The organism is Nodularia harveyana UHCC-0300 (assembly GCF_034931085.1).
In the GTDB taxonomy this organism is placed as follows: Bacteria; Cyanobacteriota; Cyanobacteriia; order Cyanobacteriales; family Nostocaceae; genus Nodularia; species Nodularia harveyana.
In genome coordinates, this window is record NZ_JAYGHG010000008.1 from 95223 (window position 1) to 111921 (window position 16699).

The following is a 16699-nucleotide window of genomic DNA, read 5'->3' on the forward strand; positions in this document are numbered from 1 at the left end:
ATCGGCGTGATAACTGTTAACTGTTCACTGTTCACTGATTTAAGATGTCTGATAAAATTACTCTCCAGGTAAATGGGGAAAATCGGAGTTGCTTATCCCAAACTGCTTTACCAGATTTACTCCAACAGTTGGGTTTTAATCCCCGTTTAATTGCAGTGGAGTATAACGGTGAGATCTTACACCGTCAATTTTGGTTAGAAACAAAAGTAAAATCAGGCGATCGCCTAGAAATAGTTACCATTGTTGGTGGTGGTTAATTCAACAAACCATCAGGGAGAGGTTCCGAAAGGTAAATGGAACGGTGGAGAGTTTTCCGTCTAGCTAATTCTTTACCTTTACGACCGAGTTTTTCCCGTAACTGTGGGTCATTACACAATCGTTTAAAAGCTTGAAAAACTTCGTATCCAGATTGGGGATTTACCAAAATCCCATTTTCTTCGTGACGAACTATATCAATCACCGAGCCTAAACGAGCCGCAATTACAGGTTTACCGAAGTAACTGGCTTCTAAATAAACAATTCCCAAACCCTGGATATATTCTTGACTATCTGAGGAATTTAGCATGGCGAACAAGTCACAGGCTGCATAATAGCCAGCTAATTCGCCGTCGGGTACATATCCTGTAAAGTGTACTCGCTGATCTACCCGCAAGCGCTGGGCTAAATTTTTTAATGGGGTTTCCCATGTACCTTGTCCACAGACTAGATAGTGAACGTCAATTCCATTATTTAGCAGTAGGGGTAAATTCTCAATCACCTGTTCAAAGCGTTTCTGCTTAATTAATCTTCCTACAGATAGAATCACGATTGCTGTTTCTGGGATATTGTAGGCTTTCCGTACCCGTTGACGTAGATCATCAAAGTTACCTTGATGCTTGTCTACACCAAATTTTTCCGGTCTGACTACAGGTTGAATAACATGAATAGGAGTTTGTAAGCGAAAAGTTTTGCGGAGATAATCTTGAGTAACGTAACTATTACAAACAATTCCGGCGGCGCGTGTGAGGGTCAATTTCAGGAGCGATCGCCATAGAGGATTGTGTAAACTATTAAGAATATCGCTACCATGCAGATGAATAAAAAAGCGTATGGGTAAGATATAGCTTAATAGCAATAACACCGGAAACTGATAACCGTGACCCCACTCAATATAACGGTAATGATAGCGAAGATAGAGTTTAATTGCTAACAGAAATGAGCAAACTAAATCTATCGCCGGCTGTAAGTAACCCCTCAGCCAGTAACGAGCATTTAACCAGCGATATACAGGAAATTGTTGCTGTTCATCAAAGATGCGATCGCCAGCACAACCAGCCGCCAAAACCATTACCCTTTCAGGATCTTGCAGACAGCGATTATAGAGATATTCCCCAATTACGGCCTTTTTTGGCAGAAAGAACCGGGAGATTACGAGAATATCCGGTGAGGCGGTTTGCTCTCGGATTTTTCTAGGTATTTCTGAGATGTTTTCCATACTAATTGCGATAAGTTTAATTCGGGTAAGATGCAAGTATTAATTAATAATGAAATGAAGGATTGAGCCTTAATTAACTTCTATTTGATGATCAAGATATCTGCTACCACGGAAGTACACCCAGAAAGGGAATAATTGCCAGTTGCAATATGTTTCAGGTCTATTAGTAAAGTGCTAGCTCTGCTGTCTCTGAGGGGGCGACATGATTTAACCAGATAATTGGCTAGATATATCTAGGACTTACGCATAATCTAAGTTTTCTTGGCGTTCTTGGCGGCTTGGCGGTTGGATAAATCAAGATTTTTGGCAATTGTTGCGTAAGTCCTGATATCTAATTTTTCCTGATTTTGTCATTTTATCTAACAGGAAAAAACTAGATTACTACACATTTACTACCAATTTATTGAGAATCTCTAGTTAATAAAAAAAGCCAGAGATATGTGTATACATAGTTGCTATCCTGGAGGATATATCTGGAAAAAATAATTTTTTATCTGTAATCAAAGTAATTCATGCCAGACATCTCAGCCATATTGTAGAACATTAAGTATGGAGAATTGTTTATTATTTGTATGAAGTGTTTGTTAATTTACATCAAACTCGCAATCAACAAAAAATAAGGATAAAACCCCAATTATAGTCAAAGCTATAACTAATAAACTGCCACAAAATTTACTTAAGGTTACTGATATTTCTAGACTAGCCTAAATAACCAGGGCTGTGATGCCAAAATGCCAAAAAAATTCTGGTTTTTAGTGAGAATATACCGTCAATGTTCTCGGATGTTTGGAACTTTCTATGGTTGTGATAATTAGTATCAAGTTATCTGAGTAACTTCCTAGTTAATACCCGTGTAATTACACCACTGAGGCTAGGTAAGTGTGCTTGATGTACGGTTATCTACTAGAGAAATCCCCCCTTGGCTGAATGTCGAATCAAGCCCAGACGCGTTAAATTAGAGATGTAGAGTAAAAAGAAGAATATTCAAGTCAGTCAAAAACTAATGATTCCGCAGTGTTATAGAAACTGGGAACGCAGTCATACATACTAACATTTTAAGCACCTGTGTTATGGGTAACAAACTAAAACAAACCTTCAAACCCCTGTTAAAACTTTTCTTTGTCTTCGGACTCGTGTTAACTTTAGCACTAAGCCATGCAGATGGAGCATTAGCCGCCCGGACTGGTGGTCGCATTGGTGGAGGCTCATTTAGAGCGCCTTCTAGCCGCACCTACACACCTAGACCTGGTGGTGGCGGTGGTCGTGGTTACTATCCTGGTGGTGGTGGCTTTGGCTTTCCGTTCTTGATTCCTTTTTGGGGTATCGGTGGCGGATTTGGTGGTATATTCAGCATTTTAATTTTCTTTGCGATCGCCAACTTTTTGGTACAAACCTTCCGCCGTGTCAGCGATAATGGAGAAGGCGAAACCGTTGGTTACAGCAGCAACCCTTCCGTATCTGTAACTCGTCTACAAGTTGGTCTATTAGCCCAAGCGCGTGGTTTGCAAAGCGAACTCAACAAAATCGCCGAATCTGCTGATACTAATTCCCCCCAAGGAAGAGCAGAAATTTTGCAAGAAGCCAGTTTAGCTTTACTCCGTCATCCCGAATACTGGGTATATGCTGGTGGTGGTACGCAGCAAGTGAAATTAACTGCGGCTGAAAGTCAATTTAACCGCTTGTCATTGGCGGAACGCAGCAAGTTTAGTGAAGAAACTCTATCTAATGTCAACAACCAGCTAAAAGCAGCTTTGAATCAAGACGCTTTATCCACTGCTGAGGAACTGGATAACCCCACCCGTTTAATTAGTGAAGGGCCTGGAGAATATCTGATTGTCACCTTATTAGCGGCGACATTAGGTAAATTTGAAATTCCCGAAATTAACAGTGCTGATGATTTGCGTCAAGCGTTGCGGGGAATTGGCGGAATGGCTGGTGAGCAACTTTTAGCCATTGAAGTGTTGTGGACTCCCCAAGCTGAAGGCGATACCTTGACTTCTGATGATATTTTGGCAGAATATCCCGATGTGAAATTGGTCTAAAGGTTTTGCAAATTCAAAAGACTTTCATATCCCTGATTTCTTCAAGAAGTCGGGGATATTTTTTTTCGTAGAATTGGTATAAATAAGAAAACTAAAACTTGAGAGTATTGGAGTGGGTTATGTTGAAACAACTCATCCTGGAAAATTGGAAAAGTTTCCGTTATGCGGAACTTCCCCTTGACCCTTTGACTGTTCTAATTGGTACTAACGCCAGTGGGAAGTCTAATGTAGTTGAAGCGTTGGAATTTTTGCAAAGAATAGCCCAAGGTGAAAATATTGAATCTGCTTTAGCAGGGGATAAAACACTGGCTTCTATTCGCGGTGGTGTAGACTGGGCTGCACGTAAACCAGAGTCTCAATTTACATTAAAGGTGCTAGTCCAGGGTGAGGATGAAACAACAGATTATTTATATGTTATTAAAATAGAAACACTACCTGAAGTGAAAGTTATAAAAGAATATATTGAATTTCAAATTTTACAAGAAAATAGTGAATTAGAGCAGTTCAAAGCATTGAATGTAAAAAATTCCGTATTTTATACAAAAAGTGGTTTACAATCTATTGATTCACGTATTAACCTGATTGAACTAGAGGAATTAAATAGATTTTTTGCAAAAGAAATATCACAACACGAAAATGCAGTAAATTTTCTAAATGATTATTATCTTCCCTTTAAGCTAAAAATAGCTTCCTTTGTTATTTCAACTTTAGAAAAAACATTTATTCTAAATCCTATACCTTCTCAGATGCGTGATTATTCACGATTATCCGATACACTAGAAAGCGATGCTTCAAATATAGCTGGTGTTCTAGCAGGTTTATCTGAACAGCAAAAAGAGGAAGTCGAATCAGCACTGTCTGATTACATCAAAGATTTACCAGAAGGGGATATTAAAAAAGTCTGGGCGGAAAAAGTAGGTAGATTTGGCACAGATGCTATGCTTTACTGTCAAGAAGAATGGCAACATGGAGAGATTACAGAAATTGATGCTAGGAGTATGTCAGATGGAACTTTACGCTTTTTAGCAATTCTCACAGCACTACTCACTCGACCAGAAGGTAGTCAACTAGTAATTGAAGAAATAGATAATGGGTTACATCCTTCCCGTGCAAAATTGCTGGTTAAAATCCTCCGAGAAATTGGCAGCAAAAGAAATATTGATATTCTAATTACTACCCATAATCCAGCTTTACTCGATGCTTTAGGTCCCGAAATAGTCCCATTTGTAGTTGTCGCACACCGCGATTCAGAAACAGGAGAAAGTAAACTTACTATTTTAGAAGAGATTGATAATCTTCCTTTGTTACTAGCATCAGGTACTTTGGGTAAGCTAGCAACTAAAGGAGCAATTGAAAAGAGCCTTTCTGATCATAAGTAAAACAAAATATGCAAAAGGTTCTAATTATTGATACATCAATACTCTGCGTTTATTTAGCTGTTCCTGGTAAAGAAACCTGCGGTACTGATAATGACAAATGGGATAAAAGTAGGGTTGAAGAACGTTTTCAATTAGAACAGGAACAAGGTACACAATTTATACTACCATTAGCGACAATTATAGAAACTGGTAATCATATCGCACAAGCTAATTCTAGACGATATGAAATTGCTCAAGCTTTTGCTGATATTTTAGTGAAAGTAGCCGATGGAGTTATACCTTGGAAAGTTTTTACAACTGAAGTGGATGAACTGTGGAGTTCGGAACAATTGAAACAGTTAGCTACTGAATGGCCTAGTCTAGCATCTAGAAAGATTTCTATCGGAGATGCCACAATTAAGACTGTAGCTGAGTATTATGCTAAAACCAGTAGCACATTGATAGTAGAAATTTTCACGGGTGATAAAGGTTTGAAGGCTTATGAACCAACTACACCACCACCCACACGGCGCAGTAGTCGCAGAAAAGCATAACAAAAGTTTGAGCGATGGGTTATCATCAGTGTGGAATTTCCGTGCATCACCCCTAGCTTATATGACTGCATCTCACTCTGAAACTCAACCAACGGAACCCAATATCCCTGCTACACCTCTGGTTGATACTCAACTGGTAGACCGTAGTAAGCTGAGTAAGATGTATCAGCATTATGTGGAAGTTAAGGATAAATATCCTCATGCTTTGCTGCTGTATCGGGTGGGAGATTTTTTTGAAACTTTTTTCCAAGACGCGGTTACTGTGTCTAGAGAATTAGAACTTGTTCTCACCAGTAAACACGGTGGGGAAGTGGGACGGGTGGCGATGACTGGTGTACCCCACCACGCTTGGGAACGCTACACAACCCAATTGGTGGAAAAAGGTTACGCGGTGGTAATTTGCGACCAAGTGGAAGACGCATCGGAAGCTGTGGGTTTGGTGAAGCGGGAGGTAACGCGCATCCTCACACCAGGGACTTTGCTGGAAGAGGGAATGTTAAAGTCTAGTCGTAATAATTACCTTGCGGCTGTGGTAATTGCGGTGAATCATTGGGGTTTGGCTTATGCAGACATCTCTACAGGGGAATTTCTCACAACCCAAGGCAGTAATTTAGAACATCTGACTCAGGAGATAATGCGGTTGCAACCTTCCGAGGTGCTGGTTCCCACTAACGCCCCTGATTTGGGGACTTTGCTGCGTCCGGGTGAAACTTCGCCTCATCTTCCCCAATGTTTACCCCCATCATTTTGTTATAGCTTGCGATCGCAACTTCCCTTTACCCAAGGTGAAGCCAGATCCACATTATTGCAGAAATTCAAGGTGCGATCGCTGGAAGGACTCGGTTGTGATCATCTTCCTCTGGCTGTGCGGGCGGCTGGGGGTTTACTGGAATACGTGGAAGATATGCAAAAAGTCAACCCCGTTTCCCTGCAAAAGTTACGCACCTATACCATTACTGACTATTTAATTGTCGATAATCAAACTCGCCGTAACCTAGAAATTACGCAAACCGTCCGGGATGGCACATTTCACGGTTCCCTGCTGTGGTCATTAGATAGAACTAGCACATCAATGGGAGGGCGGGCGTTGCGGCGGTGGTTATTGCAACCCCTCCTGGATATTAAAGGGATTGGGGCGCGACAAGATACCATCCAAGAATTGATGGAAAATACACCTCTGCGTCAAGATTTGCGGCAATTATTACGGCAAATTTACGACTTAGAACGACTCACAGGTAGGTCTGGTTCTGGGACTGCGAATGCTAAAGATTTAGTTGCTTTGGCTGATTCTCTCACCCGTTTACCGGAATTATCCCGCTTAGTGGCGGAAGCGCGATCGCCTTTTCTCAAAGCTTTACAAAAAGTCCCCACCGTCTTGGCAGAACTGGCAGAAAAATTACACGCCCATCTCGTAGAATCACCACCTATACATATTAAAGAAGGCGGGTTAATTCGTACCGGGATGAATCCCCAATTGGATGAGAGAAAAGCCACAGTAGAATCAGACCAACAATGGATTGCGAATTTAGAAGTTGACGAACGGGCAAAAACCGGCATCCCCAATTTAAAGGTAGGATTTAATAAAACCTTTGGTTATTACATTAGTATTCCCCGTAGTAAATCTGACCAAGCGCCTGACAATTACATCCGTAAGCAAACCCTGACCAACGAAGAACGTTACATCACCCCAGAATTGAAAGAACGGGAAGCCCGGATACTCACAGCGCGGGATGATTTAAATCAGTTGGAATATGAGATTTTTGTGGAATTGCGCCAAGAAGTCGGAGAACAAGCCGAAATCATTCGCCACATTTCCCGTGCTGTAGCGGCCGCAGATGTGTTGTGTGGTTTGGCTGAGTTGGCTGTCCAGCAGGGTTATTGTCGTCCGCAGATGGTGGAAGGACGGGGAATTATGATTGTCGATGGTCGTCACCCGGTGGTTGAACAGTCTTTACCTGCGGGGTTTTTTGTGCCTAATTCTACTCAGTTGGGAAGGGAGGAAACCAACCACCCAGATGCAGAGGAAAAGCCGGATTTAGTGATTTTGACTGGTCCCAATGCTAGTGGTAAAAGTTGTTATTTGCGTCAGGTGGGGTTAATTCAGTTGATGGCGCAGATTGGGAGTTTTGTCCCGGCGAGGTTGGCTAAATTGGGAGTGTGCGATCGCATTTTTACCCGTGTGGGTGCTGTAGATGATTTGGCTACAGGTCAATCTACCTTCATGGTGGAGATGAACGAAACCGCCAATATTCTCAATCATGCTACTGCTAAATCCCTCGTATTATTAGATGAAATTGGCAGAGGGACAGCCACTTTTGACGGTCTTTCCATCGCTTGGGCGGTAGCAGAATATATCGCTGTGGAAATTCGGGCGCGGACAATTTTCGCAACCCACTACCATGAATTAAACGAATTGTCAAGCATTTTACCCAACGTTGCTAATTATCAAGTAACCGTCAAAGAATTACCCGACCAAATCATATTTCTCCACCAAGTCCAACCAGGAGGTGCAGATAAATCCTATGGTATAGAAGCCGGAAGACTAGCCGGTTTACCAGATACAGTCATTCAACGCGCCAAACAAGTCATGGGACAAATCGAAAAACACAGTAAAATCGCTATGGGTTTGCGGGAAAACCTGCAAAAAGATAGTCAGTAAACTAAGAATGAATTGACTAAGTAACTCGGCGGGAAAATATCAATTTTCCATCAGGATTTAACATTAAAACAGGCGGCTTAATATCTCCCAAACGTTGCCCCCGCGATAAGGCATAATTAACATAACTAGTCATCGGATTTTTCACCCGCACAACTTGCAATTCTGCCAACTGTCCTAACTTTCGGGCATATTCATATTGAGGATTAGCATTGAATGCTAAATCTAATTTTAATCCTTGATTAATAGCAGTATTATCATCATATTCATCTTCATCCAGAAACAATATATAATGTGGGTGAGGTTCTATCTGCGGTACAACCATCGCAAAACCGCGACGTTCTCCCAAACAAGCAAGTACAAACTCCTCAGTTAACTTTTCCCCACACAAATCGCTAACTATTCCCCCACGACCCATAAATTCTAATAAAGGAGTTGCTTCCTTCCAACCCTTTACCAAAACCTTATCGCCTAAATTGTAGCGATATAAACCGGAATTTGTGGTCATGATAACCCCATATATTTCCCCAGTAACTAACTCATCACATAATCTAATTTTCCCATTGTCATCGACAAACTCATAAAATCCACTATCAACAGCTAAAACAGGTGTATCACAACCCAGCAAAGGAATACTCACAACTCCTTCTGTAGCTAAAAGTCCCTTACCTTGAATCAAAACATCGGGAAATAAATCTTGTAATTGACTAATAAAAGCTTTTGCTGCTGCATCAGTCCAACAACTAATTAATGATAAATTTTTCCAGACCTTCTGTAAATCAATTATGCCATTAACAACAGCAGCTTTTAAAACTGAGCCTCGCTGTGGTAAACATATAGATGAGATACTTTTTCCCGTAGATATATCGGCAATTAAAGCATCATAGTTTAATTGAATTTCTTGGATGATTTGCAGTAAAAAAGTAGGACTCCAAACCGAGATAAAACTTAAATCTTCCGCAGCCAATAAATATAAAGCTGTCAGATATTGCCACTCTGAAATATCATTAATCATCGCTATTTCCGGTGGAACAGCTAACAAATCAATCATCCAAGCTGCTAACTCTTGACCAAAATAATCAGCATCACTTACCATACCAATAGGTGTACCACCACTAGTAACTTCTGATGTCCGACTTACCGGACTAATTGCCCAATAGCTACGCCCTAATTTAATCTCTGGTTTGTGCTGTAATAAATCTGCTATCCAAGGTAATATAGCTTGTTGAAATGCGACCAAACCAGCCGCAGTGTAAGGAATTAATTTCCCACCTTGGGTACTACCGCCAGTCATTTCAAATGCTACTATAGGTTCGTGACAAAGAACTTGAGTTTTTCCCTCCGCCATTTCTTGAATATGAGGGGCTAAATCTGCATATTCATGGATAGGAACCCGCGCCGCATATTCTGCATAACTATTGATGGTAGAAAATTGATATTTCTCACCAAAAACAGTATCACTATTCTCAGCCAGAATTGCTTTTAACTTTGCAGCTTGAGTTTCTACAGGATTTTGCAATTTTAGTAAAAACTCCTTGAGATATAGAGTCACTTGGGTATGAATTTTTTCCCAATTATTAGAGACCTTAGAATTTTGCATCAAGTTTTTCTCTCATGAGATTCCTAAAAGAGCTTTATACTAAGTTAAAATGAAACTGCATAGAATCATATTTATAGAATAATTGAACGCAGATAGACGCGGACAAACGCGGATGAAAATGGATGAATTTAGGACTTACGCAAAAACTCACTCAAATTCTGATTTCTCTGTGTCCTCTGCGTCTCTGTGGTTAGTTATTCCGTAATTTGTGCGTAAGTTATCGAATTAATGGATTTCAGATTCTGTGCAGCCTTACATAAAATAGCTTTATTTAGTCAGGACTTACGCATAATCTACGTTTTCTTGGCGTTCTTGGCGGCTTGGCGGTTCGATAAATCAAGATTTTTCGCAATTGTTGCGTAAGTCCTGTTAGTTTCTAAACCAATAGGGGTTTCATCTTGACGCAGACTCGCACGGAAAAACTGCAAAAGAAAAGATAAATAAGATTTGCAGGTAACACGTCTATTAATTTGGGGAAGGACGAGTTTATGTAGTTTGGGTAAATTATAACTAGGAACACTGGGAAATAAATGATGTTCCAGATGAAAATTTTCATGAACTAACAAAAACTGGATAATGGGGTGAGTTTCAATACTACGACTGGCTAAAAATGGGTCTGTAGCATCAGTAATACCATGCTGAGTTAAACCGCGAATATTAATAGCGAAATTAGTCAGAATAAATGGAACTACCCAAGTGATGAAAAACAATTGTAATGGTACAAATTGCCAGATAATTATGTATGTGAGGATTAAGAATAGATATTCACTGACAATTTTTATGCGTTCTTGGTTATTGCCATAACGCCAAGCTAAGGAGGGTACAAAAATCAAATATAATATAGTTGCCCAGAGTAATCGGTTATAGTGGAGTAACCAAATTAATTTGTGATTATCGGTGTAATTGTGATAGTCATCGGGGTCATTTTCATCCCCTAAATGTTCATGATGACGTAAATGTGTTACGCGATAGGCACTAAATGAAATAAACCCAGCAATTCCCATGACAGTAGCGGCTAAATAATTCAGCCATTTTTGGGGAAATAATATACCGTGTACGCCTTCATGTATGAGTAAAAACATGGCGTTCATGGCTAAGGTTACAAGTATCACTCCCAAGCCATATTCAACAGTGGCGAAATTCCAATTTAAACCTTGGTTATAGGCGTTGATTTCCACTGTTACTCCAAGTAGGGCGATGAGGGGAAAGATTAAATATAATAAATGATGTCTGGGTTGAGTTATTTGTAAAGCCTGAATTTCTGATTCAATTCCCAAAGATACCGCTTTTCTGGCTTCCAGGGTTGTCAATTTCTGCGGGGTGTTGATATTCATAAAGCCATGTTCTCGCTAAGATGATTTGCTGTATTGTTAATGCTATAATTACAAACCAAGTTATCAGCATGATTCCTTGATATTCTGGTTTTCCTGGGACAAAGTATACTGCACCTGTGTCAGAATGGACGTTAGTTAACATATAGTATGCAAAGTATGCTTCGATGAGAAACATCACTCCCATAATGCGGAAGTTCCAGGAAATTGCTTGGTCAATCTTGGTTTCTGTTTTAGCTGTGAAGATTAAGACCAAAATTAAGACCGCGCTGCATAAATCATGGGCAATGCCATAATATGGATGCCAGTTATGAGTGAAGTACATCATCCCTAATTCTACTACGGCTCTTAGTGCCATATTCCACCAAGTAATCCAGTATAATCGCCGCCATTGATTGGATACTCGGCTATCTATACCAATTAATAGGGGTAAGAAATACCAAAACCAAATAGCATAACCTAACCAAAAAACTTTGGGTAAAGCTATTGCACCGCCTAGTCCGTGGTGTGAGTTTTGTAAGTTGTAAAAAATTGCCCCGGTGGTTGTGAGGGTGAGGAGGATGAGATAATACAGGGTTTTTAGCATATATGGGAATAATATGATTTTTGAACCACAGAGGACACAGAGGACTCAGAGGAGGAGTTTTAAAGCATGATATCTATATGATGCTCTATACCGGCGGGAGGTGGCGGTGAATTACTATTTTCGTTACATTTGTCACTTTGTCGCCATTTGAGGATGTAGGGTAAAAGTAAATCGGCTGGTGTGAATTTGTAGTTGGTTGGGGGGAAGCGGTTGATGTTTGCTTGTTGCATCTTGATCATTTTTACGTCTTGTTGAATGATGAAGCGGGAGAGGGGTGCAAAAAGTAGTTTGATTAACCATCCTATGACTGGGAAGCGAAAGGTAATAACTGTGTGAACTTCGGTTTGGCGATCGCCTATGGGTGTACACGCAGAAGTGATAATATAATGACGCTGGTCGGAAAATATATAATCAACTCGACTAGTAGCAGGAGCGATAAAACGGTCAGTATGTTGCATTTGGGCGCGGTTTTGACTTAAAAGCCACCACACTACAGCGCTTTCTCGCGGTTCTTCTAAGTATTCAGCTACAGCGCCATCTGGTAATGTCTGCACAATGGCTTTCACTGGTTTGGCTTGGGGAGTGCGAAACCAAAACCGATGTACAAAAGTTGCATGGGGACAGTCGAGGAAGTTTTCTAAACAAGTATCAACGGGGGCTAAAAACCGGGTTTTCATCCGAAATGTTGTCCACCCAGGAGTATCTAAATAAGGAAATTTTACAGGGTGTGAAGTAGCAGGTGTCTCAGCTAAACATACCCAAACATAACCATCTTGTTCTAGACAATGGTATTTTTTGATATTTAAGTTGCTGGGAATTTTACTGTCTGACGGTAAGGCGGGAATTCTTGTCACAGTGCCATTAATATCATATTCCCATCCATGATAAGGACATTGTATGGATTCTTGACATACTTTTCCCGCAGACATCGGGGCGTGACGATGGGCGCATCTATTTTCTAGGGCTGCTACTTGATGAGATGCGGTGCGAAATATTACCAGGGGGATAGATGCAAGTATGGCGCTGACTGGTTTCTGTTTCAGTTCTGAGGAAGGACAGGCGATATACCAATAACGATGACCGATAAACATTTTTTTTTAGTATGAGTTGGTGTCACGCAGAGACGCAGAGGCGCAGAGGGGGAGAGTGTGAGGAGTTTTGAGTTTCATTGCACAATATGATGATATTGATTAATCTGCAATTGTTGATATTGAATATTTTTATCTCCACACCAATGTATTTCTACAGGAATTATCTCGTTTTGAGAGTTACCTAAACCAAATAATAACCGTTTATCGCCTTGGGCAGAAAATCCATTTGATGCTTGCACTTCTCTGAGTTGTTTATCTATAATTACTCTTGTACCCACAGCATCACGGTTACAGGTTTTGCCATTTCCAATCAAATCTAAACCTAACCATGATTTGGGTGCAGAATCATTCCGATAAATTGAAACTGGATGAAATTGATGTGTGACTAATGCATCTAAATCACCATCATTATCTAAGTCTGTTAATGCAATACCTCTGGAATTACTTAACTCTTTCCAACCTACTTGAGAGGCGACATCAATAAAATTTTCTCCTTGATTTTGATATACTCGATTTTGTTCGTAGGGGAAAATACATCTGTCGCGTAAATCAGCCCATCTGTCTGCATATCCGTGGATATCTGGCCCTGTTAAGGCTATTTGGGAATTCCAATACCAAAAGTCAGCACATTTCCGTTCTGCTGTAGGATTTTGGAAGTAGTGAGGGGTGGTGATTTTCCATTTTAATCTTTGATTTCTCGTTTCTGCTAATGGGCGATCGTAACTATTATCTACCATGCCGTTGGCTTGGAGAATATCTAATTTGCCATCTCTATTTAAATCACCCATTGCGCCACCCCAGCCAAAGCGATTTTCGTTGAGGACGTTATGTTTCATGGCTGCGTCGGTAAATGCTTTTTCGCCAATTTGGTCTACGTTTCCGCTATTCATCCATAATAAACTCCCTTCGGCTTGCAGTTTTTCATGGACGTTGGAAACGTAAATATCTAATTGTCCGTTATTATCCACATCTCCTAAAGAAGCATTCATACCTTTATAGGTGTCATGGCTAATTTTACCGACTAATTTACCCCGGATAAGGTCGAATTTTTCGCCTTGTTGATTAATATATAATTGGTCTGGGCCAAAGTCGTTAGCTAAATATAAATCTGTCCAACCGTCGCCGTTTAAATCTCCCGTACCTATATCTAATGTCCAGCGATTTCCATCAAGTCCCAAAGCTTTAATATCTTGTTTTTCTAATTTATTCCCTGTGTTGAGATAAAATAAATTTTCCCCTCCATTATCAGCATCATGCCAACTACGGTGCATGACGTTCATCATCCGGCGGTCATTTTCATATTCTGGTTGGGGTAAATTAAAGATGTTAAATTCAGTTGGTTTTTCATAACCTGGTAATAATGGATTCATGGCGTTACCGACCATTAAATCTAATTTACCATCTCGATTCATATCTATAGCATTAGCCGTGAGACTAATTGTATATTCATCTATGCCTAATTCTGCGGAAACATCTCTAAATGTGGGTAGACAATGCTTTTCTTGCTGTGAACATTCTTCTCTGAATCTATTTTGTAATAAGCGTGATTTTCCATAGCCGACTGATAAGAATAAATCGGCATCGCTATCGTTATCATAATCCCACCATAATGCCCCTGAAGGTAAACCGGCTGTGGTTTGATGATTGACTAATTCATCTAAGGCGGGAATGGGTAAACGGGTAAATTTAAAATTACCTTGGTTGAGGTATAAGGCGGCGCGATCGCTGTTATCTTTAAGAGGATAAGTTAAAAATATATCCTGTAAGCCATCTTGGTCTACATCGGCTACTGCGACGGCATCACCGACGGATAATAACCATTTTCCAATATGTTGTAGTCTGGGATCTACTTGTTCTAATATATCACTTTTATGGGTGGAAATTCCGGCGGTATCGGCAGCAATTTCTGTAAAGGTAAAGTCTGTTTGAATCACATCTTGGGCTGCAACTAATTGTTGATATCCCCAAAAGCTACTGAGACCGATAAACCCAATGACCGACCAACGATAAATATGATCAGAAACATGATCAAATATTTCCTTAATTCCTAATGGGCAACCCTGAATTTTAAACCAAATTAATCGCCCAGTAAAGTAAATAAATCCGGCGATAAAGAAGGTTGATAAACTCTCAAATTTATGTAAATATAAATCTAGGATAACAATAATTAAGGACATCCAAATCTGCCCTTTTTTAGTTGGGGGTGATGTCCCTGGGTCGGTAATCATAAAGAATGTGAATAAGTAAAAGGCTGGGGAAGATAACGCCCCCATAACTATGGTTTCTGCGGGGATTAAATCATGCATTAAATAGGCGCGGATGCCTAATTGGATGGTGTAGAAACCTAAGAAAGAAATAATTAAGGCTGTGCGGTTGATGCGGAGGGCAAATAATAGTAACGCGGCTGTGATAATAAAGATTATTATAGCTATAGAACCGCCCCATTGATATGCGGGTGCGGCACTAATTAAGCCATTTCCTAAGAATAAACTGGCTGTAATCCCAAACAAGGCGGGATTATATATATGTCTTCTTTGGGCGGTGAATAAATATTTTGAGGAAATGGCAAAGAAAACAGGTACTAATGGTAGCCAAGAACCATGAGCAAAGTTGGTTAAAATGCTTAATGAACAGCCTGTAATGGCTGCACTTAAAGGAAATAGTAACTGGCGCTGTTTAAATAGCCAGTGTAACAGCATATCGAATGCACAGGCGGAACTAATAATTAATAAGATTTGGGCGGGGGAACGGTTGAAGCCTAAAACGGTAATTCCCAGGATAATATAGGAGATTAATATGGCTAAAATTGCTAATCTGGGGTCAGATAAACTGGGTTTACGCTCCCATTGCCATTTTTCTAATTTAATTGTATTTGTAGTCATATTGCACCTATTTCTATATACGGTATTCTGCCATCAAGTTGATTAAAGGAGTCTGCACCATCTGGATAATGAATAGCAAATAATCTGCCACCTGCGTCAATTCTTCGGTATTCTTTAAGAACTGCTGTGAGGGGATCATTTTCGTGTAATCCGGCGATAAAATAATGCCATTTACCTTGATAGCGATCGCGGTATAATTGCCTGAGTAGGGCGCGAAATATCTCTGGGCTATTGTGTGCGATCGCCACAAATGCTAAATAAAAGTAAGGAACCATTGTACCAGGAGATGGTAGGGGTTTCAGTGGTGTAACTTGGGCGAGTAAATTGTAAAAAAACCGCATCCTTGCTAATGAGGGACTGTAGCTTTCTATATGAGTTTGACGGAATGTTTCTTGTTCCCAAGCGGCGATAGTTCCCACTAATTCGTTGTTACGAATTGCTAAGTAAAAATCCTCGGCTTTCAGTCCCCTTAACCTGTGACTGTGAAAGTCATCAATATTATAATCAGGTGCAAATTGTTTTTGCGATCGCCATTGTTTGATAAATGCTAAAATCTCAGGTAACATCTCTGGTTTTCCTCTTTGAAAAGTTACCCCTCTGATCTTAATTTCTGACTTGGGTAAATCTAAATGTATAGCTGGGGAATAAATGCGCCCCAGATCATGATATTGTGGTAAACCAGCCCGCCCACCTGTGAGATTTTTGATTGCTGGGAGATTCCCTTCTAAAATTAGAGAAAAATATAAAGGTACGGGATTTTTTAGATGTAATTTTTTTAAATATTTGTAACCTCTGGCTAACAAAGTTCCTCGGCGATAATCTGGGTTCACACGTAAGTCGGCTAAATATCCCAGTTTGGTTAATTCACCATTAATAAAAGCGCGATTAATTAATCGACTACCTAAAGCAATAATTTCACCATTACTATTATCAATACATTTAATTACTTGTACAGTTTCCCCTTGAACTTGAGAACCAGCAAAATAATTTGGTTCACGGCGAAAACTCAAAGCAATATTTCCTTCCATTCTATCTTGCGCCATTCTCTGACGCAGTGCAGGATCATCTGCTGGGGTAGCGAGGGTGAATTGAAATTGACTCATGAGGATATAATTTTGAATTAAC

12 protein-coding genes are annotated in these 16699 nt (G+C 40.2%); 5 read left to right on the forward strand and 7 right to left on the reverse strand.

Annotated elements, in window-relative coordinates; translation table 11 throughout:
* The first annotated feature begins 44 nt into the window (after nt 1-44).
* Nucleotides 45-257 (forward strand): sulfur carrier protein ThiS, encoded by a 213-nt coding sequence (gene thiS, locus VB620_RS07680; protein WP_323195550.1) that lies wholly within the window; start codon nt 45-47, stop codon nt 255-257.
* Here the strand turns inward: thiS and VB620_RS07685 are convergent.
* Nucleotides 254-1474: a glycosyltransferase family 4 protein gene (locus VB620_RS07685; protein WP_323195551.1), complete on the reverse strand. Its 1221-nt coding sequence runs from the start codon at nt 1472-1474 to the stop codon at nt 254-256. The two genes, thiS and VB620_RS07685, sit on opposite strands and share 4 nt — an antisense overlap.
* Nucleotides 1475-2544: 1070 nt before the next feature.
* Here VB620_RS07685 and VB620_RS07690 point away from each other — a divergent pair.
* From VB620_RS07690 to mutS, 4 genes are all read left to right on the forward strand, one after another.
* Nucleotides 2545-3516 carry a DUF1517 domain-containing protein gene (locus tag VB620_RS07690; RefSeq protein WP_323195552.1) on the forward strand — a complete coding sequence of 324 codons (972 nt, stop codon included), beginning with the start codon at nt 2545-2547 and terminating at the stop codon, nt 3514-3516.
* A gap of 119 nt (nt 3517-3635) precedes the next feature.
* Nucleotides 3636-4895 carry an AAA family ATPase gene (locus tag VB620_RS07695; RefSeq protein ID WP_323195553.1) on the forward strand — a complete coding sequence of 420 codons (1260 nt, stop codon included), beginning with the start codon at nt 3636-3638 and terminating at the stop codon, nt 4893-4895.
* Nucleotides 4896-4903: 8 nt separating this feature from the next.
* Nucleotides 4904-5428, forward strand: a complete 525-nt coding sequence (locus VB620_RS07700) for a hypothetical protein (RefSeq protein ID WP_323195554.1) — start codon at nt 4904-4906, stop codon at nt 5426-5428.
* Between the two features lie 61 nt (nt 5429-5489).
* A complete protein-coding gene (gene mutS, locus VB620_RS07705) occupies nt 5490-8087 on the forward strand; it encodes a DNA mismatch repair protein MutS (RefSeq protein WP_323195612.1) in 2598 nt (865 codons plus the stop codon).
* Between the two features lie 16 nt (nt 8088-8103).
* On the opposite strand, the gene VB620_RS07710 is transcribed toward mutS, so the two are convergent.
* From VB620_RS07710 to VB620_RS07735, 6 genes are all read right to left on the reverse strand, one after another.
* Nucleotides 8104-9684, reverse strand: coding sequence for a GH3 auxin-responsive promoter family protein (locus VB620_RS07710; RefSeq protein ID WP_323195555.1), 1581 nt, complete (start codon nt 9682-9684; stop codon nt 8104-8106).
* Between the two features lie 293 nt (nt 9685-9977).
* Nucleotides 9978-11018, reverse strand: coding sequence for a fatty acid desaturase family protein (locus VB620_RS07715; RefSeq protein ID WP_323195556.1), 1041 nt, complete (start codon nt 11016-11018; stop codon nt 9978-9980).
* On the reverse strand, nt 10951-11601 hold the full coding sequence (locus tag VB620_RS07720) for a hypothetical protein (protein ID WP_323195557.1): 651 nt from the start codon (nt 11599-11601) through the stop codon (nt 10951-10953). The genes VB620_RS07715 and VB620_RS07720 overlap by 68 nt, the downstream gene beginning before the upstream one ends.
* A gap of 59 nt (nt 11602-11660) precedes the next feature.
* A complete protein-coding gene (locus tag VB620_RS07725) occupies nt 11661-12692 on the reverse strand; it encodes an aromatic ring-hydroxylating dioxygenase subunit alpha (RefSeq protein WP_323195558.1) in 1032 nt (343 codons plus the stop codon).
* Nucleotides 12693-12766: 74 nt separating this feature from the next.
* Complete coding sequence (locus VB620_RS07730; protein WP_323195559.1) at nt 12767-15574, reverse strand: FG-GAP-like repeat-containing protein; 2808 nt, start codon at nt 15572-15574, stop codon at nt 12767-12769.
* Nucleotides 15571-16677: a hypothetical protein gene (locus VB620_RS07735; protein ID WP_323195560.1), complete on the reverse strand. Its 1107-nt coding sequence runs from the start codon at nt 16675-16677 to the stop codon at nt 15571-15573. The genes VB620_RS07730 and VB620_RS07735 overlap by 4 nt, the downstream gene beginning before the upstream one ends.
* Nucleotides 16678-16699 lie beyond the last annotated feature (22 nt).

Bases quoted from the DNA above. Each gene is read 5' to 3' on its own strand.
- VB620_RS07695 (WP_323195553.1), top strand. From the start codon at position 3,636: ATGTTGAAACAACTCATCCTGGAAAATTGGAAAAGTTTCCGTTATGCG.
- thiS (WP_323195550.1), top strand. From the start codon at position 45: ATGTCTGATAAAATTACTCTCCAGGTAAATGGGGAAAATCGGAGTTGC.
- VB620_RS07690 (WP_323195552.1), top strand. From the start codon at position 2,545: ATGGGTAACAAACTAAAACAAACCTTCAAACCCCTGTTAAAACTTTTC.
- VB620_RS07700 (WP_323195554.1), top strand. From the start codon at position 4,904: ATGCAAAAGGTTCTAATTATTGATACATCAATACTCTGCGTTTATTTA.
- mutS (WP_323195612.1), top strand. From the start codon at position 5,490: ATGACTGCATCTCACTCTGAAACTCAACCAACGGAACCCAATATCCCT.
- VB620_RS07715 (WP_323195556.1), bottom strand. From the start codon at position 11,018: ATGAATATCAACACCCCGCAGAAATTGACAACCCTGGAAGCCAGAAAA.
- VB620_RS07730 (WP_323195559.1), bottom strand. From the start codon at position 15,574: ATGACTACAAATACAATTAAATTAGAAAAATGGCAATGGGAGCGTAAA.
- VB620_RS07710 (WP_323195555.1), bottom strand. From the start codon at position 9,684: ATGCAAAATTCTAAGGTCTCTAATAATTGGGAAAAAATTCATACCCAA.
- VB620_RS07720 (WP_323195557.1), bottom strand. From the start codon at position 11,601: ATGCTAAAAACCCTGTATTATCTCATCCTCCTCACCCTCACAACCACC.
- VB620_RS07725 (WP_323195558.1), bottom strand. From the start codon at position 12,692: ATGTTTATCGGTCATCGTTATTGGTATATCGCCTGTCCTTCCTCAGAA.
- VB620_RS07685 (WP_323195551.1), bottom strand. From the start codon at position 1,474: ATGGAAAACATCTCAGAAATACCTAGAAAAATCCGAGAGCAAACCGCC.
- VB620_RS07735 (WP_323195560.1), bottom strand. From the start codon at position 16,677: ATGAGTCAATTTCAATTCACCCTCGCTACCCCAGCAGATGATCCTGCA.